This is a genomic window from Noviherbaspirillum agri (assembly GCF_054780595.1).
In genome coordinates this window covers 224901-243044 of sequence record NZ_BAAGWA010000003.1, presented here as the reverse complement: position 1 = coordinate 243044, position 18144 = coordinate 224901, and the positions used below count along the sequence as shown (strand labels likewise).

Annotated in this window: 15 protein-coding genes and 1 pseudogene; 12 read left to right on the top strand and 4 right to left on the bottom strand. The window is 61.3% G+C overall.

The features are described from left to right. Nucleotides 1-33 precede the first annotated feature (33 nt). The 5 genes and pseudogenes from ACYVIA_RS06675 (at nucleotide 34) to ACYVIA_RS06655 (ending at nucleotide 4244) form a co-directional block, all read left to right on the top strand. The gene (locus tag ACYVIA_RS06675; RefSeq protein WP_460839160.1) at nucleotides 34-339 is read left to right on the top strand and encodes a YkvA family protein; all 306 of its coding nucleotides are present in this window, start codon (nucleotides 34-36) and stop codon (nucleotides 337-339) included. A gap of 298 nt (nucleotides 340-637) precedes the next feature. Continuing rightward, nucleotides 638-772 (top strand): annotated as a pseudogene (locus ACYVIA_RS06670) (zinc-ribbon domain-containing protein); the annotation flags it as partial. A 273-nt stretch (nucleotides 773-1045) separates the two neighbouring features. Next, a complete protein-coding gene (locus ACYVIA_RS06665) occupies nucleotides 1046-1867 on the top strand; it encodes a hypothetical protein (protein WP_460839731.1) in 822 nt (273 codons plus the stop codon). 110 nt (nucleotides 1868-1977) lie between these two features. Further along, entirely contained in the window at nucleotides 1978-3126 is a 1149-nt protein-coding gene (locus ACYVIA_RS06660; protein WP_460839159.1) for a hypothetical protein, read from the top strand. Nucleotides 3127-3134: 8 nt separating this feature from the next. Further along, nucleotides 3135-4244: a zinc-ribbon domain-containing protein gene (locus ACYVIA_RS06655; protein WP_460839157.1), complete on the top strand. Its 1110-nt coding sequence runs from the start codon at nucleotides 3135-3137 to the stop codon at nucleotides 4242-4244. A gap of 51 nt (nucleotides 4245-4295) precedes the next feature. Here ACYVIA_RS06655 and ACYVIA_RS06650 read toward each other — a convergent pair whose 3' ends face one another. Next, nucleotides 4296-5117 carry a metal-dependent hydrolase gene (locus tag ACYVIA_RS06650; RefSeq protein WP_460839155.1) on the bottom strand — a complete coding sequence of 274 codons (822 nt, stop codon included), beginning with the start codon at nucleotides 5115-5117 and terminating at the stop codon, nucleotides 4296-4298. Between the two features lie 232 nt (nucleotides 5118-5349). Here ACYVIA_RS06650 and ACYVIA_RS06645 point away from each other — a divergent pair, with 232 nt between their 5' ends. The 4 genes from ACYVIA_RS06645 (at nucleotide 5350) to ACYVIA_RS06630 (ending at nucleotide 8626) form a co-directional block, all read left to right on the top strand. Next, entirely contained in the window at nucleotides 5350-5925 is a 576-nt protein-coding gene (locus tag ACYVIA_RS06645) for a TetR/AcrR family transcriptional regulator (RefSeq protein WP_460839719.1), read from the top strand. Continuing rightward, nucleotides 5922-6749 (top strand): helix-turn-helix domain-containing protein, encoded by an 828-nt coding sequence (locus ACYVIA_RS06640; RefSeq protein WP_460839153.1) that lies wholly within the window; start codon nucleotides 5922-5924, stop codon nucleotides 6747-6749. Before ACYVIA_RS06645 ends, ACYVIA_RS06640 begins: the two co-directional genes overlap by 4 nt. A 39-nt stretch (nucleotides 6750-6788) precedes the next feature. Continuing rightward, entirely contained in the window at nucleotides 6789-7115 is a 327-nt protein-coding gene (locus tag ACYVIA_RS06635; RefSeq protein WP_460839150.1) for a putative quinol monooxygenase, read from the top strand. Between the two features lie 188 nt (nucleotides 7116-7303). Further along, nucleotides 7304-8626 carry an OmpP1/FadL family transporter gene (locus ACYVIA_RS06630; RefSeq protein ID WP_460839147.1) on the top strand — a complete coding sequence of 441 codons (1323 nt, stop codon included), beginning with the start codon at nucleotides 7304-7306 and terminating at the stop codon, nucleotides 8624-8626. A gap of 20 nt (nucleotides 8627-8646) precedes the next feature. On the opposite strand, the gene ligD is transcribed toward ACYVIA_RS06630, so the two are convergent. Continuing rightward, a complete protein-coding gene (gene ligD / locus ACYVIA_RS06625) occupies nucleotides 8647-11160 on the bottom strand; it encodes a DNA ligase D (protein WP_460839145.1) in 2514 nt (837 codons plus the stop codon). A 47-nt stretch (nucleotides 11161-11207) separates the two neighbouring features. Then, nucleotides 11208-12089: a non-homologous end joining protein Ku gene (gene ku, locus ACYVIA_RS06620; RefSeq protein WP_460839143.1), complete on the bottom strand. Its 882-nt coding sequence runs from the start codon at nucleotides 12087-12089 to the stop codon at nucleotides 11208-11210. 139 nt (nucleotides 12090-12228) lie between these two features. Here ku and ACYVIA_RS06615 point away from each other — a divergent pair, with 139 nt between their 5' ends. Both ACYVIA_RS06615 and ACYVIA_RS06610 read left to right on the top strand, forming a co-directional pair. Beyond that, nucleotides 12229-13098, top strand: a complete 870-nt coding sequence (locus ACYVIA_RS06615; protein WP_460839141.1) for a fumarylacetoacetate hydrolase family protein — start codon at nucleotides 12229-12231, stop codon at nucleotides 13096-13098. 149 nt (nucleotides 13099-13247) lie between these two features. After that, nucleotides 13248-14180 (top strand): Tim44 domain-containing protein, encoded by a 933-nt coding sequence (locus ACYVIA_RS06610; RefSeq protein WP_460839140.1) that lies wholly within the window; start codon nucleotides 13248-13250, stop codon nucleotides 14178-14180. A gap of 92 nt (nucleotides 14181-14272) precedes the next feature. Here ACYVIA_RS06610 and ACYVIA_RS06605 read toward each other — a convergent pair whose 3' ends face one another. Next, a complete protein-coding gene (locus tag ACYVIA_RS06605; protein ID WP_460839138.1) occupies nucleotides 14273-16882 on the bottom strand; it encodes a sensor domain-containing protein in 2610 nt (869 codons plus the stop codon). A 351-nt stretch (nucleotides 16883-17233) separates the two neighbouring features. Here ACYVIA_RS06605 and ACYVIA_RS06600 point away from each other — a divergent pair, with 351 nt between their 5' ends. Then, nucleotides 17234-17995: a hypothetical protein gene (locus ACYVIA_RS06600; RefSeq protein WP_460839137.1), complete on the top strand. Its 762-nt coding sequence runs from the start codon at nucleotides 17234-17236 to the stop codon at nucleotides 17993-17995. The last annotated feature ends 149 nt before the right edge of the window (nucleotides 17996-18144 follow it).

Genomic DNA, 18144 nt, shown 5'->3' with positions numbered 1-18144 from the left:
TGCGCCATGCCAGGAAAGTCTCAGGAGAAATTCATGTTGCTTCGCTTGCGCCGTTTGTTCCGTGCTGTCGGGCGCGATATCGTGGTGCTGTGGTATGCCTGCCGTCATCCCTCGACGCCATGGCGGTTGCGGCTCGCTGCGCTGCTGCTGGTGATATACGTTTTCAGCCCGCTCGACATCATTCCGGACTGGCTCGTGCTCTTCGGCTGGATTGATGATGTCAGCCTGATCGCACTCGGCATTCCGGCGTTGCTGAACCTGATGCCGGAGCAAGCCTTGCACGACGCACGCGTATCGGCCGAAGGTTTGTTGTCGCGCCGGTGGTTCCGGCAAAAGTAACAAGTCACCTCTTCTCCACCTCTTCTCGCGGCGGGCTGCTGCCAACGCCCGCTTCTCACTCCCCGCCTCTAAAACGGCGGGCGGGCACTGCATTGGCCCTTCCGCTCTTCGGCCAGATTCCAATCGTCTTTTCGCCGTCGCGTGCCGACGGATGAGGCTTGTGCCGACTGGTATCTCTTCCCAACTTAGTTACCAAGAATCAATATTTGATTCTCTTTGTTACAAATTTCAGGGAAAATACCGCCACGCCTCGAAGGGCTATTGCTGGCCGGCTACATAAGTACGGCCTTTTCCCACCATGATTGACCAATCGCAAAGGAAAATGATGCAGTGCCGAAATTGCGGAACGGAAAACAAGAATACGGCCAAGTTTTGTCTGTCTTGCGGGAGTGCACTCTCTGCGGTCGAACCGTCGCTGGCCATCGCCACAGTCAACTGCCCGAGCTGCAACCATGAGAACAAGGCAAACAGAAAATTCTGTTCGAAATGTGGCGGCGCGTTAAAAACCGCCGCACCCCCGGCCGACATTACGGCTTTCGAGGCCGCCGCGCCTGTCGAAGCAGCGCCGCAAGTGCCTGCCGCCCCGCCGGTTGATGCGACGTCATTGCCGCCTGAGCCAGAAGCGCCGGTAGAACTGCCGGTGATCGTGGAAGCTGTCACAGAAGTACCTCCATCCGCGCCGCCATCCGTAATTGAAGTTCCTGCAATGACGCCGCGTGCATCAGAACTCCCGATTGAACCGCCGGCGAACATCGAATCTGTAACAGACGCACCGTCACCTGTGCCGCCCTCTGCGCCGTCACCGGTAATTGAAGTTCCCACCATTACGTCGCCCGCGTCAGACCCTGTCTCTGAAGCTACCCCTGACGCAGCAGCCGAGCGTGCTGCCGGTGGGATTGCATCTGCAAACAAGAAGAGCGGCAAGCCCGCCAAGCTTATCGTCGGCAGCGTAGCGCTCGTCATCGCAGTCCTTGGCGCGGGTGCCGCCTGGTGGTTCAACCGCACGGGCGATGCACCGGCCGCCGTTGTCGTGGCTGCAAATCCCGCACCAGATGCCGCTTCCGCGGGCGCGCCACCGGCTCCAGCGGTTGTTCCAGTCGCGGCTTCGGTCCCACCGGAGTCGGCGAAGACAACCGCCGTCCCGGCTGAAGAACCGCTGCATGCAGGACCGGAATCAGCCAAGCCCGCCCCGCCGCAACCGACGGCAGAGGAAATCGAGGAAAAGAAGGCAGCGCAGCTCGCCAAGCGCAAGGCGGCCGAAGAAGCCCGCAAGAAGAAGCTTGAAGAACAAAAGGCGAAGGAAGAAGCGCGGGCAAGGCAAGTGGCAGCGGCTGCACCACAGCCCAAGCCCGAGCCGGCTCAAGCCGCTGCTGCACCGCGATCATCCGGTACGGCAGAACGTCTCGCCCAATGCCAGAGCGGCAATGTGTTCAAGCGCGAGCTGTGCATCTGGCAGGTCTGCAACAACAAGTGGGGCCAGGACGGCTGCCCTGCGTACCAATCAAAAGATAACCAGAACAACTATTAGTCGACGCTTGATGCGTGTACGGCGCGACAGCATGTCCGCTCCATACACGCATGTTGCATCGCAGTTTCATGTACTCAACCCCCTCACCGAAACAAGAAGAAGGAATACGCATGAGCAATAACAACAATGAGAAAAAAGCGTCCGCCGCGCTGATGTCAGGGCTGGACTCCTTGCTGGCGGCGACAGACGCGTTCAAGAACATCCGCGCGATCATGCTGCTGGGCCTGACGCTGGTTGCCGCGACGCTGGTTGGTGGCGTCGTTGGTGCCATCGCTGCAAAGACGTTCAGCTTCTGGCTGGGGGGCCTCGGCTTCCTGCTGGCATTTGCGGTGTTCTTCTATGGCCTCAATGCGGTCGGCATCATCATCATGCGCGATGCGCAAGGCCAGGGATCCGGCACCATGATGGACGCTGTCCTGTTGTCGCTCTTTACCAGCCACCGCTTGCTGGGCGTCGCGGTGCTGCAATTCCTGATCATGCTGGCAGTAGTGCTTGTCATTGCGATCGTTCTTTTCGTGTGCAAGATCCCGGTACTCGGCCCGGTGCTCTTTACCGTCGTGTTTCCGGTGTCGGCCATTCTTTTCGGGCTGCTGGTGTTTTCACTGTTCTACGTCATGCTGCCGCTTGCGGGCCCGGCGGTCTGGGCAGGATGCACGGTCTTTCAAGTGATCGCGCGCTTGAATGTGATCGCACGCAAGAAGCTGGTGCCAGTCATCCTGAACCAGCTCATCCTGCTGTTTATTACCACCTTCAGTGCATCGATCATCTTCTTCGTCGTCATGACTGGAGTCTTGTTCACCACCGGCTTATCGAGTGGCATTATTAGCGACTTTGAGTTAAGTAACGTATGGAACATGTCCACCAGTTCCGGCCATGCCGCTGCCGGCGGCATTGGCGCTGGCCTCCTGTTTGCGGTTGCTGCCGTCGTTCCGATGCTGATCCTGATGAAAGGCACATGCATCATCTATTTGAAAACGACCAGCGACCTGGATTTCGCGCAGGCTGAAGCGCAGCTCGAAAGCGGCCTGGATTCTGTCAAGAAGAAGGCAGAAGAAGCGCGCGAGCGCGCACGCCGGCTGGCTGAACAGCAGCGTAATGCCGCACAGCCAGCACCTGTTGCTGCGGCACCCGCGGGCAGCACACCATCCGCGCCGTCCGCGCTCCCCGGCGGAGAAAGCGCGCCTGCATGCCCAGGATGCCATGCAACAGTTTCGGTGGACGACATGTTCTGCGGCGAATGCGGCCATAAGCTCAAGTGAGGCAGCGCATGGCACGCTTCTGCACCAAATGCGGCACGCGCAATGAAAACCATGCGCGCTTCTGCGAACAATGCGGCAATCCGATCGCACCGGCCGCGACTGCGCTGACGCCTGCGCCCGTAGCGGAGGCTCCCGCCGCAACCGCTACTGCAGGCTCTCGCCCTGGACAGCGTCGTCTGCTTGCCGGCGGCATCGTCGTTGCGGCGCTGACGCTTGTCGTCGGTGGGCTGGCCTGGTGGATGACACCGGAAACCGCATCCGAAGCGAGTTTCGCGCGCGCCATCAACGCGCATTTCGCCAACGATGCCAAGGCGCGCGACAAGATCCTGTGCACCGGCAATCTGCCTTACGACAAGGACCCGATTCGCGTTGATGAATACAACCGGTCGACGCGTCAGTACATGGACATGCTGGTACAGGCCGGTGTTTACGGCGCGCCGCAGCAAGAGTCGTCCGGGGGCTACGTTCCGCGTACGCATTTTGTCTATGCGCTGAGCGAAGAAGGCAAGAAATGGGTACGCAGCAACCGCTTGTGCCTCGGCGCCGGCCTGAAGGCAAAACAAGTCAGCGGCTACGAGCAAGTGGCAGAAATCGACGGCAAGCCATTTGCCGTCGCAAGCGCAAGGCTGGAAATCGAGGACGAAGCGCCATGGCTTGCAAAGGCACTGGACCGCGGCGCGCTATTGCGAGAGCTGGACCGGGAAAACATGTCCGTCTCCCTGCCGGTCGGGCGCATTGATGGGAAATGGACAGTGTCGGACCTTGGTCCGGGTGAAATGCTGGCTAGGCGAGTCAATGCACCTGGCAAGGCCGATGCAGATTCAGGAGCGAGAGGCGGTTTCTTTGATGCGCTGAAGAGCTTGTTTACTTTTGGCGCAAGCCATCCCTTGGTCGGCAAATGGCAGGATGATTCCGGTCTTTTCCTGCTGGAGTTTACGAATGACGCTTATGTGCAGAACGGTGTCACGATGAAAGCAAAATTCGAAACTCGTGACAATCAAGTCACAGTGATGCCGGAAGGCGCGTCGGGTATCGGGTTGGTTCTGAAGATGCGCGACAGCGACACAGCGGTACTCGACATGGGGTTGGCATCAGTGACCCTCAAACGGGTGCACTGAGCCGGGTGCACTGAGCCGGCCGCGCAGGGCTTCAGCCTGACAGTGCGCCTGTCAGGCTGGTCCGACTCGGGAGTATTGATCCGAATTGTCCGCCAGCCAGCGGCGCGACAGGTCCGTACCGTACTGCGCCGGGTGGAAATCCTTGCGCTTGTATTCTCGCCACGGCCCGTATGACTGGCGAAGCAGTCCGCGCTTGCCGAACAGGTGATGCGCCGCACTCTTCCAGGTGCTCCATTTCCATAGCGTGCCGTCGCGCCGCAGGTTGCTGACGGTCTGGCGCAGCGTGTCGGTAAGGAAGAACAACGTCGCACGCCGGAACCAGATCATGCGCCAGCGATAATCGCCGCCCAATGCCTGGTACAGGTCGAAGGCGGTGCTCTTGTGCTCCGACTCTTCCGCGCTGTGCCACAGCCACATCGTCTTCAGGCGCGGCTCTGCGCCCTCCAGCCAGTCCGGATGCGACAGCAGGTACTCGGCGAGGATCGCGGTGAAATGTTCATTGGCGGCCGTGATGGCGACCCAGTGGCGCGCATCGATTCCTTCCACCAGCTTCAGGCGCTTTTGTGCGCGCGGCCCCCAGGCATTGACCAGTCCGTGTTTTTCCAGATGCGCGTTGAACAGGCCGTGGATACGGCGGTGCGTCGCCTCCTGCCCGACGAATCCCTGCACTTCGTCCTTGAATGGCGCCTGCCTGTCAGCCGGCAGCGCTTTGAATCCGTTACGGACCGAATCGATGAAGAACTGTTCGCCGACCGGAAAGCTCATTGACAGCGCATTGAAGAAGGCGGAACGGAATGCATCTCCGCCGCACCAATGGCGGTCGAACGGTGTTTCGAGATTGATCAGCAGGCGGCGGACAACGAGGTCGGTCATGAAAAGTCTCCACGGGTTTTATGGTTCTTATTCCGGGTTGTTATTCCAGGTTTCTATTCCCTTTAATACATGCGGTACTAGCTCGTACCACACGAATATGGGATGCATACTGGCTGTCGCTTATGTTATTGTCAAGTGTCAAATTCGCAATAATCGACCCGCCTCAATCACCATGACGCTAGCACTCCGCGAAATCATTCTCGAAAACTACTTAGAAACCGGCAACAACACCATGCACCGACATCGCCTGCTGGAAGGCATGGCCCGCGCAGTCGCAGCAAGAGGGTATGCCGACACCACCATCTCCGACATCGTGCGCGAAGCAGCCGTCTCGCGGCGCACCTTCTACGAACACTTCGCTTCCAAATCCCATTGCCTGATCGCGCTCTACGAGGCGGCCAGCATCAACGCACTCCGTGTGCTGCGCGATGCGCTTGATCCAAAACGTGACTGGGAGCAGCAGCTGGAAACCGCAATCCATGCCTACTTCGATTGCCTCGCGCAGAACCCCATGCTGGTGCGCACGCTGTTCATCGAAATCCTCGGCCTCGGCTCCGATGGTTTGGCGGCACGCCGGCGTGTGAACGATGAGATCGTCGGTTTCATGCTGGAAGTCATTAACGACGAGAACAACGGTCACAAGCGCACAAGTCCTTTGTCACACGACATGGCGTTGGCGATTGTGGGAGGCATCAACGAGCTTGTGCTGCAGGCAATCGAGCGCAATCGCGTGGACCGCCTGCAGGAACTGGCAGCGCCGGCGATCGCGCTGGTGCGCGTCGTAACCGATACCGCATCCAGTCATTGACGCTGCGCACCTTTCACTATCGTCCGCATAAGGCGCTGCAGCCCTACATTGATCGTTTCTGGGGATGGGAGTCCAGCGGCACGGATCTGATCGTGCTGCCGACGGTACTCCCCGGAACGGGCGCGGAGTTCTTTTTTCATTACGGCACACCATTTCGCCGCAGCACCGCATCACAAACCGAAACTGATATTGGCCAGGCGCACCTGCTTTGCGTGCGACAAAAGCCGGTGGAACTGGCGCCTTCCACGCGCATCGGTTTCATTGCGGTCCGCTTCCGCGCCGGCGCGGTGCATCGCTTCATCGCCCTTCCCGGTTGCGAGCTTCTGGACAGCACCTGGTCTGCGGCAGACGTATGGGGAACAGCCGGTGCTGCGCTTGCCGGCCGCATCCGCGATGCAGCGTCGACGCAACAACGGGTTGACTTGCTTCAGTCGTTCCTGTTCGACCAGCTTCGCCAACACGCTTCGGACCCATTGGTTGAAGCAGCCATTGCCTGCCTCTATCGAGACAGTGCGGCGATGCAAGTTGATGCCGCGGCGCAGCTTTTGGGCATCGGGCGGCGCCAGCTGGAGCGCCGTTTTCTTGCGTTGACCGGCCAGACGCCGGTCGACGTGCGTTGCACCAGCCGCTTCCAGAAAACGATCCGTGCCTTGCTGCTCGACGCATCGGCCGATGCGACCGATGTGGCACTGGCGCAGGGCTACTATGACCAGGCACATTTCATCCGCGACTTCAGGGCAGTGGCTGCGGCAGCACCACGACAGTGGCTGCAGGCCGCACGGGCAAAGACGCATTTTTACAATACGCCGTGGCGCGCTTCCTGAAGAATGGCATCTCCCGAAAACGATTGCGAAGGAGATGCCATGTTTCTACTGCTTGCTGAACTAAATGCCCATCCAGACGCGACCCACGAGGTTGGCGCCATCCTGCAGGAACTTGCCAGTGCCGCGCACCGCGAGCCGGGCAACCTTGTTTATGCCGTGCATCAAGCGCTGGAAACCCCGTGCCACTTTGTCGTCTATGAGCTCTACCAGGACAAAAGTGCATGCGACATCCATCTCGCTTCCGCGCCAGTACAGCAAGCCCTGGCAAGATTCGACATCCTGCTCGCAGCAGCGCCACGCATCATCTTCTGCAGCACCATTGCTTCAAAGGGACTCTCACCGCGTATTGCCGGCACAGTTGCTTGAGGTGACTCAAGCGACTATCCCTTGAAGCATCGAACTCCGGGCCGCGCAGCGAATCTTCATTTTGCACCGTGCCGCTTCATGGAAATGACGCCGCCGGTCAAGCAAATCTGCAGGACGAGTGTTGGCTCTCTCCTCCCGGCCATGCACCTCGTGCCGCATGTGCGGGAGGGAAAAAAGGAGCAGACAAGATGACCCGCCTTCCCCGCCGTATTCGCCAGTTCCGCGGCACGCTTGCCGCATCCGTGGTTCCCCTGTTCGGCGCGCTGGCGCTGGTGTCCAATGCAGCGCATGCCGGCGGCTTCGCCCTCAATGAAATGAGCGCCGGGAGCCTGGGCAATGCACATGCCGGTGGCGCTGCCGCGGCGGAAGACCTCAGCACCATCTATTTCAATCCCGCCGGGCTTACGCGGTTCCAGGGACGGCAGTTCATGGGCTCGCTGTCGGCGATCCGCCCGTCGGCAGAATTCAGCAACGCAGGATCCACCACGGCCCTGGGCACGCCGCTTACCGGCGGCAACGGCGGTGATGCGGGGAGCTGGGCGGCGGTGCCTGCCCTCTATTACGCGATGGATATCAACCCCCGCATGCGTTTCGGTATCGGCCTTCAATCGCCTTTCGGGCTGAAGACCGAATACGATGCCGACTGGGTCGGCCGTTACCAGGCATTGAAGTCGGACCTGAAGACGATCAACATCAATCCGACCATCGCATTCAAGCTCAGCGACCAGCTTTCGCTCGGCGCGGGGATCAGCGCGCAGTATGTCGATGTCGAAATTTCACGCGCGATCAATCTTGGCGCGCTCGTGCCCGGCGCTCCCGATGGCCGTGTCACGATTGACGGTGATGACTGGGGATACGGCTTCAATCTCGGCGTGATGTTCGCGCCGGACGAGCATGCTCGCTTCGGCGCATCCTACCGCTCGCGGATCAGGCACAAGCTCTCCGGCGATGCCCGCTACAACTTGCCTGCCGGTTTGCCGGCACCGTTACTTGCGAATCCTGCATTGACCAACACCGGCGCCAGTGCAGACCTCGACCTGCCGGAATCCGTGAGCCTGAGCGGCTACCTCGACCTGGATCGCCAATGGTCGGCGATGGCCGACGTCACCTGGATGCGCTGGAGCCGCTTCGAGGAACTGAGCGTGCGGTTCGCCAACGGTGCACCAACCAGCACGACGCCCGAGAACTTCCGCAATACCGTGCGCGTCGGCGTCGGTGCCAGCTACCGCTACAACGACATGCTGAAGCTGCGCGGCGGCGTCGCCTGGGACCGCTCCCCGGTGCGCGACGAATTCCGCACGCCGCGCGTTCCCGATGAAAATCGCTGGTGGCTTTCGGTCGGCGCGCAATACAAACCGTCGCGGCACGGCACGTGGGAATTCGGCTATGCGCACCTGTTCGTCAAGGATGCATCGATCAACAAGGCCGAACCGCCGGCGGGCGGCACACTGATTGGTGAATACGACAACAACGTGAATATCCTCAGCGTGCAGTACAGCCACGCATTCTGAGGGGGGAATGGATGCCGGCCCTACGGTGCCGGCAATCCCAGCTTGCGCCGCATCGCGGCAGTCAACGACTGTCGCGTGGTGAAGAATTCCTGCCAAGGGTCGTTGCCGTTTTTCGCAAGACGCTCCGGTAGCGAGGCGATCGTCCACGCCGCCGGACCGGCAAGCAGTTCAAGCTCGTCCCATGCGATCGGTGTGGCGACCGGCAATCCGGGGCGCGCGCGCACGGAATAAGGCACGACAGTGCTCGCCTGTCGTCGGTTGCGCAGGTAGTCCACAAAGATTTTCCCGACCCGGTTCTTCTCGCCCATCTTCGCGCTGAACAGCTTCGGCAGCATGCGTGCCAGGTGCTGCACGACCGCCTGTGAGAATGCGGCGACCTCATCCCAGCCTTGGCGACGTGACAGCGGCACGACCAGATGCAGCCCCTTGCCGCCGCTGGTTTTGAGGAAGCAGCACAGCCCGAGCTCGTCCAGCACAACCTTGGTCAGCCGTGCGCCCTCCGCAACGATCGTCCATGGCAGCGCAGGATCCGGGTCGAGATCGAATACCATGCAATCGGGTCGCTCGAATTTGTCCACGGTCGCGTTGCAGCTATGCAGTTCGATGCTGCCCATCTGTGCTGCGCCAACAAGCGCGCCGATGGACTCGATTGCCATCAGCGGCGCATGCCCCGGGTCCAGCTCCTGCGGGAGCAGCGTGATGCCGGGGATGGCGATGCTGCGGCTGTGCTTCTGGAAGAAGTGCTCGCCCTGCACACCCTCCGGGCAGCGCAGCAGGTACACCGGGCGCCGCCGCAGGAAAGGCAGGATCCGGGGCGCGGTCGCTTCGTAATAACGCACCAGGTCGAGTTTAGTATGGCCGCTTTCCGGATCGATGACCCGCTCCGGATTCGTGATGCGTACTCCTTCCACGCGGTTGCCAGTGTTGTCAGTGTTGTTGGTGGCGCCGTTGCGCGTTGCCCTTGTCCGCTTCTCCGATGTATGCACCGCCTGCTCGCGCCGGATTTCCCTTGCCGGCTTGTCGGCGCGGATGCCGTTGAACACCGCTTGCCGCACCAGGCCGTCCTGCGTCCATTCCGCAAATGAAATTTCCGCAACAAGCGACGGCTTCACCCAGTGCACTTGCGCGCGCGGGATGCCGGCTGGCGTCTGCGGGAACGGTGGCGTTGCCTGCTCCAGCGGTTTCAGCTGCTTGTGGATGGCCTGCAGGCTCGCCCGGTCAAAGCCGGTGCCGACCTTGCCGGCATAGCGTAGCGTGCCGTCATCATCGAATACGCCCAGCAACAGCGCGCCGAAGAACTTGCGCGTGCCTTGCGGCTCGGTATACCCGGCGATCACGAACTCCTGTCGGGCTCGGCACTTGAGCTTGATCCAGTCGGTGCTGCGCTTGCCGGTATAGGGCGAATCGCTGCGTTTACCGATGATTCCCTCCATAGCCATGCGGCAGGCGCCGTCGAGCAGTTTTTGCGGCGCTTGCTCGAGCGGCATGCTCAGGCGCAGCAGGTTCTCGTCCGCTCCCTGCAGTACCGGGTGCAGCAGCTGCCGGCGCTGCAACAGCGGCATGTGGCGCACATCATGCCCATCGAGATAAAGGATGTCGAACACGAAGTACACGATCTGTGCGGTGCTGCGCTGGTCGAATGCATTCTGCAGCAGCTGGAAGGATGGCACGCCGTGCTTGTCGAGCACCACGATTTCGCCGTCCAGCCAGGCGTTCTTTACGCCGAGCGCAGCAAGCGCACCGGCCTGCTGTGGCAGCTTTGCTGTCCAGTCCTTGCCGTCGCGAGTGAACAATGCGACCTCGCCATTGTCGATGCGTGCCAGCAGGCGGTAGCCGTCATACTTGATCTCATACGTCCAGTCGCCGCTTTGGGGTATGGCGTCGACCAGCGTTGCGAGCTGCGGCTCGACGGTTTCCGGCATCGGTTTTCCGATTGACCGCGGCAATGCAGACGGCGCAGCATCGCGGCCCGGACGGCCAGTTCCCGTGCGAGTGCCATCGCCGTCCGGCACGTCGGTTGTGACGTCGAATTCCGCCGACGGGCGCGCATCCTCATCCCTCTCCTTGATCAGCAACCATTGCTCCTTGTTGCCGCTTGCCTGCAGCCGGGTGCGCACCAGCGTCCAGCCTCCATGCAGCTTCTCGCCGTGGAGCCGGAATTTCATCTTGCCGGCCTTGTAACCGTCGAGCGGATCTCCCAGCAGTTCCCAATAGCCGCTGTCCCACACATCGACATGACCGGCGCCGTACTGGTGTTCGGGAATGTCGCCCTCGAAGTCGATGTAGTCGAGCGGATGGTCTTCGACATGCACCGCAAGGCGCTTTTCGGCGGGATCGAGACTGGGGCCCTTGGGCACGGCCCAGCTTTTCAGCGTGCCGTCGAATTCGAGGCGGAAGTCGTAATGCAGCCGTCGCGCATCGTGCTTTTGCACGACAAAGCGGAGACGGTCAGGGGAGCCGGCCACGGTACCGGCCGGCTCCGGCGTGATGCGGAAATCGCACTTGGCATGGTAGGCGGAAAGTTTGCCGGGCATCGATGATCTCTCCTCAGGCAATGTTGCACTTCCGCGTCGGCTTTACGTCAGTGCACCGTCTTGGCGGGGCGGCTGCGCGTGCGTGTCGCCTTGGGCGGTGGCGCTTTCGCCGTGGATGACTTGCGTGGCGGCCGTTTGGCAGTGCCTTGAAGGCTGCGTCGCAGCAGTTCCGCAATGTCGATGACATTCGTGCCTTCTTCCGGCTCTTCCACCGTCACTTCGGAAATCTGCTCGGCCAGTCCTTCGTCGTATTTCTTCTTCACCAGCGCCATGATGTCGTCGCGGAAGGTGTCGCGGTACTGCACCGGTTCCCATGGCTCGGACATGCTTTCAATGAGCTTGGTGGCCATCGTCAGCTCCTTGGGCTTGATCTCCGCGGCCTTCAGGCCTTCCGCGGGCAGGTCGAGGTCGCCGGTGTCCTTGACTTCGGTGGCCCAGCGCAGCGTGTTGAGCACGATCGCCTGCTGCGTCGGAATGAGAGCCGCCAGGTGCTGCTTGTTATGCATGACGATCAGTGCGATGCCGATCTTCTGCGCCTTCAGCAAAGCCTCGCGCAGCAATGCGTAGACCTTTTCGCCACCTTTCACTGGCGCCAGATAGTACGGCGTCTCGAAGAACAGGAAGTTGACGTCGGCCGCATCGGTGAATGCCACGATGTCGATGGTGTGCGTCGACTTCACATTGGCGGACTTGATCTCCTCGTCCGACAGCACCACGTACTGGCCTTCGTATTTCACGGCCTTGACGATGTCATCCTTGCCAACTTCTTCGCCTGTCTCCTTCACGACGCGCTTGTAGCCGACCGGTTGCAGCGTATCGCGCCGCAGCCAGTCGAAGTCGATGTCGTCCTGTCGCGCTGCGGGATACAGCGCGACAGGCGCATGCAGCAGGCCGAAGCTGACTGCGCCTTTCCACATGACTCGAGACATGCAGGCTCCTTTGATGAATGGCAGACAAGGTTTTCAATTCGACATGGTTTGCCTTGACGAGTTCGTCGCACTGCGCCCCGCTGCGCTTTCGGGCATCATTGGACCCGTTTTGATTCAATGAAACTTTCAGGAGAATGGGATGCGTTTCGGTACCTTGGATATCGGTGGCCGCTCGACGGTCGTGATGATTTCGGACGACGGGCAGCACTACAGGGAGGCAAGCGAGCTGCTGCCCGGCTTCACCGGCGACATGACCGATTTCATTCTGCGCCTGCCTGTTGCGCCACAGAATGCCGGAGGCGGTACATGGAAGCCGATTGGCACCAACCGGCTGCTGGCACCCATCCCGACGCCGCGGCGCAATGTCTTCTGCATCGGCAAGAACTATCACGACCATGTGAAGGAGCTGAGCCAGACCGGATTGGCGAGCGCACCGGCAGCGCCGTTGCCGACCGCACCGATCGTCTTCACCAAGGCGCCGTCCTCCGTCGTGGGCGGTGGGGCGCCGGTGCAGTCGTTTCCGCAGGTGACGTCACAACTGGATTACGAAGCCGAACTCGCCATCGTGATCGGCAAAGCAGGGCGTGCGATCCGCAAGGAAGATGCGCTCAACCACGTGTGGGGTTACACCATCGTCAACGACATCAGCGCACGCGACGTGCAGCAGCGGCACGGCCAGTGGTTCCTTGGCAAGTCGATGGATACCTTCTGCCCGATGGGTCCGTGGATCGTCGGTGCCGCAGACGTGGATGCGGCCAGGCTTGGCGTACGTTGCTGGATCAATGACGAACTGCGCCAGGACGGCAATACACGCGACCTGATCTTTGATATCCCGACCATTATCGCGACGCTTTCGGCCGGCATGACCCTGCAGCCGGGCGACGTGATCGCGACGGGCACGCCGGCGGGCGTCGGTTTCGGCTTCACGCCGCCGAAATTCCTGAAGCCGGGCGACGTCATGAAAATCAGCATCGACGGCATCGGCACGCTGACCAATCACGTCGCGTAGCAATGCTTGGTGTTTCTTGTTTTTACGAAGAAACAATCAAGGTTTATTCGCTTTTTAAAAAGTATAAGGCCGCCTATCATACGGTCAGTCGTGCCACGGCCCGCCAGGAAAAAGCGGCCGCCACACGCAAACCAACTTCAGGAGATAGCATGAAAAAATTCTTACTCACGCTGATGGTGGCAGTCAGTGCGCTGTCGGTAGTCGTCACGGAGGCGCAAGCCAAGCGCATGGGTGGCGGCGGTTCGTTCGGCAAGCAGTCGCAAAGCGTCAGCCGCCAGTCGACCGCACCGGCCCAGAACCAGGCTGCTCCCGCGACGGCAAAACCGGCAGCGCCGGCAGCCGCACCGGCTGCTGCACCCAAGCCCAGCATGTGGAAAGGCATCCTTGGCGGCGCTCTGCTCGGCCTCGGCCTTGGCGCATTGCTGTCGCACCTGGGTATCGGCGGCGCGCTGGCCAGCATGATCAGCACGATCCTGATGATCGGCCTGCTCGCAGCCGCCGCGTTCTTCATCTACCGCATGGTGACCCGCAAACGCGGTGACGCACAAGGCAGCGGCGCACACGCCAGAAGCGGCCTGCAGCCGGCCTACGCGAATGGAGGCGTAGCCACCCCGGAAATCGGCTCCCGCATCGAGCCGGTGCAACCGGCGGCATTCCAGTCGCCCTCGTTCCAGTCGGGCGCCGACACGGCAAGCGCTCCGGTGGGCGTGCCGGCCGACTTCGACACCGCAGGCTTCCTGCGTCATGCGAAGACCTACTTCATCCGCCTGCAAGCGGCTTGGGACAGGGCGGATGTGAACGACCTGCGCGAATTCACGTCGCCGGAAATGTTCGCTGAAATGAAGCAGCAGCTGCTGGAGCGTGGTGCATCGCCCAACCATACCGATGTGGTGTCGCTCGATGCGGAACTGCTTGGCGTGGAAACGGCAGGCAACGAGTACCTCGCCAGCGTGAAGTTCAGCGGCATGATCCGCGAAGCGGAGAACGCGCCGGCTGAGCCGTTCACCGAAGTGTGGAACCTGTCCAAGCCGGTTTCCGGCGCGGGTGGCTGGGTCCTGGCCGGCATCCAGCAATTGTCCTAAGACGGACTGGTGCCTTCCGCTATTCAAGGCGGGAGGCGCCTGCAGTTCTTCTCCCTCGGCAAGCAGCCACGCGATCTCCCATCCACTGGCTCTCAATGAGCCCGGCTGCTTGCCACCCTGATGTCCTGCACCAGCATGCGTTCGAAGTCTTCCGGCGGTGCTGCTCCCGCATACAGGTAACCCTGCCCGAAGTCGCATCCGGCTGCCGTCAGCAGCTGTTCCTGTTCCGTAGTTTCGATACCCTCGGCGATCACCTTCAGGCCAAGGCGATGTGCCATCACGATCACCGATTCCGCAATCGCACGGTCGCTGTCATCCTCCGCGATGTCGCGCACGAAGGAGCGATCGATCTTGAGGTAGTCGATATCGAACTTCTTCAGGTACGCCATCGAGGAATAGCCGGTGCCGAAATCGTCGATCGCCACCTGGATACCGGCATCGCGATACTCGAGCAATTTGTCCGACACTGTCGCTGAAGCATTCAGCAGCAGCCCTTCCGTGATTTCGACCGCGATGCTGTTGCCCGGCAGACCAAGCCGGTGGAGATGGCGCGACCAGCTCATTTCCTTTGACTGTGACACGAACTGCACCGGCGATTTGTTGACGCTGATCTGGAACGGCGAACCGAGCAGTTCGCTCCAGCGCTGCGAGCAGGATGCGGCGCGCTGGAAGACCCAGTCGCCGATCTCATTGATCATCCCCGATTCCTCCGCCAGCGGGACGAATTGCGACGGCTCGACGGGGCCAAGGCTGGGATGCTGCCACCGCAACAAGGCTTCTGCCTTGACGATACGCCCGTTGGAGAGGTCGACGACCGGCTGGTAATGCACGCGCAGCTGGCCGTCACGCAGCGCATTGCGCAAGTCGCCCGCCAGCCGCAGCCGCAGGTGCGCCTGCTCCTGCATCGAGCGGGTGAAGTAGCTGAACTGGTTGCGCCCGGCGCTCTTGGCTGCATACATCGCCTGGTCGGCGTTGCGGATCAGTTCTTCCGGCCCGGTTGCATCGGCCGGATACATCGTAATGCCGATGCTGCCGGACACGTAGGCGACTTCATTGCCGAGGTGGAAGGGGTCCGCCAGCGCCCCCAGCAGTTTTTGCGCCACCTGTTCCACGTGTGCCGTGTCGTTCAGCTCCGACAGGATCACGGTGAACTCGTCACCGCCGAGGCGGGCCACGGTATCGGACCCGCGCACGCAGTGGTACAGGCGATGCGCCGCCTGCATCAGCAACTGGTCGCCGGCGTCGTGACCGAGCAGGTCGTTGACTTCCTTGAAGCGGTCGAGGTCGATGAACAGCAGCGCCATGCGCAGGCCGCTGCGCTGCGCCTTCCTGACTTCATGGTCAAGGCGGTCACGGAACAGGCGGCGGTTCGGCAGGCTGGTGAGCGTATCGAAATTCGCATGGTGCCAGACACGCTCGTCGGATTCCCTCTTCTCCGAGATGTCAGTTGTCATGCCGGTCATGCGCAGGGGCTTCAACTGATCGTCGCGTGCGACTACGATGCCCCGTGCCTGCACCCACTTCCATTCGCCATTCCTGCAACGCAGGCGGTGCTCGTTCATGTAGGAAGCGGTTTTTCCGGCGATGCAATCCTCCAGCGCCGCCATCGTGGCAACGGCGTCATCCGGATGCACGCGGCTGTGCCATTCGATGATGCGGGGAGCGATGCCGTCTTCGTCGTAGCCCAGCATTTCCTTCCAGCGCGTCGAGTATATGGCTTCGCCGGTCTGCAGGTTCCAGTCCCAGACGCCGTTTCCGGTTCCTTCGATCGCGAGCTTCCAGCGCTCATTGCTGATGCGCAAGTCGTCCTGTGCACGCTTTTGCGCAGTGATGTCGTTGCCCTGCACGAAAATGCTCGCTACCGATCCGTCCGGTCCGATCACCGGCTGCACCACTAGATTGATATAGATCTCCACGGTCGGGCCGCCACGCTCCGGCTGCAACACCGCCCGCATCTCTTGGCCGACGAATGCCTTGCTGCTCGCGTACACCTGGTCAAGGATGTCGCCGTACGCCTGGCCGGCGAGGTCCGGAAAGGTCTCGCGGAAGGGCTTGCCGATCAGGTCGCGATGGCCGACAAGCTGGTAATACGCTTCGTTGGCAAGCTCGAAGACATGGTCTGGCCCGCGCAGGATCGCGATGAAACCCGGCGCCTGCGCAAACAGGCGGCGCAGGTAGTTGAGCTCGTCGTCGAGCATGCGGTTGGCGGCTGCCAGCATCATCATCCCGCTGCGCGACCGGCTCCGGGCCGAAGTGGAAGGGGCGACTGCAACACCAGCGGCGGCAAGGGTCTCCCGCAACGCATGCAGCTCAGTGACGTCGATCGGCGTCTGCACCAGGCAGATGACTTCGCCCTGCACGCCGATGATGGGCGTGTGAACGACATTCCAGTAGCGCTCGACCATGCCGCCTTCGCTCTGCTCCGATGCAGGTACCGGATAACGGACCAGTGCAATCGTATCCGGCTCGCCGGTCGCCAGCACGCGCTCGAATGAGGCGAGGAAGAGCTGTCGGCTTTCCGGGTCGCTGGGGTCGGGGGGAAAGGCATCGAACACGTTGCGATGGAGCACTTCCTCCCGCTTGCGGTGCGCGATGCGCAAGTACGCATCATTGGCGCCGATAACAGTCAGGTCGGGCGCCAGCAGCAGGTAAAGGTACGGCGAAGCGTTGAGGATGGCTTCGTAGTCCGGTACCGTCGTCATCGATCACACTCCTTGCGCGGACGTTCTCGCCATGTGGCAACACCTGATGCCGGTTTTTGTCGCAATGGGATGCGCATGATAGAAGAAAGATAGAGAGCCGATCCCGTTGCACGGTTCCCGCATGGCGGAACTCTGGCCGCGCTGCAGCCGATGGACACGGGCAGCCGCTACAAACTGAAACAAAATCGGACAGGGAAATGCCCCATGGCGACGAACCCCGGCAGGCGTCACGAGTCGAAACGTCAATAGTTGCGCGACAACTGTAGCGGGCACTACTGCGATGCATCGTCGCGCCACTGTCCACGGCGGGGAGTGGAAGTGCAAACAGGAAACTATGTGAAGGAGTAGGACGTGGGCATTCTGGGCTCAATGTTAGGCAAGCGCGAGCCTGCAGCAGCATATCGCACGATTGACGGCGGACATCCGGCACCGTTTCCCGACATGACGGACGAGCAGCTGTACAACTACGAGATGACGTTCAATGTTGCACGCAAGACCTTTGATACACCGCCACCGGCGGTGATCGAAGCGCAGCGCCGCGCTGCCGCTGCAGCACAGGACGCACAGCAGAAGAAGCACTCTGCTGACAGAGCGACCAAGCCCACCTTTGACGCGCCGCGCTACACCAGTCGTGGCGCACAGACGACTGAAGCGACAGGGGCGACAGAAGAGTGGTCCGAGAAGACCGATTGGGGCGACCCGGGCGAGTCCAGAGCGGACATGTACGGTACGACAGTCACGGCGGTCAGGAAGACACGGCCGGAGGCAGGTCGTCCGCTCGACCTCACCAGGCCGGTACGCACCATCACCACCAAGCAGCCGGTGGACATCATCACCACCCGTGCCCGGCATCCGGTCTACAAGGTGCATGGCTACATCGGCGACGATGATGTGGTGACGGTGTTTACCCTCGATGGCCGGCTTTCCGAGAATGGCCCGCAGTTCCTGGAAAATGTGCCGCAACAGCAGCAGCTGCACCTGAACATCTATCGCAACCGCGAGCCTGGTGCAAAGGAGAAATACCTCGTCACGCAGCATGAAACGCGCGAGGATGCCGACGCGCAGGCGCTGGCGGGGCGCATTACCTGCGTTGCCGTCCGGTTCGATCTGTAGGAGCGGATCGGCCGGGCGGCTGCCGCCCTCGGCAACGCTTCAAGTGCATTGACGGCGGATCGCCTGGCGATGATGCTTTTCGCTTCCAGGCGCCGCTCCACATTGCTTTTCCCACCTGTTTTGCGACCAGCGCTGCCCGTTATCGCGTA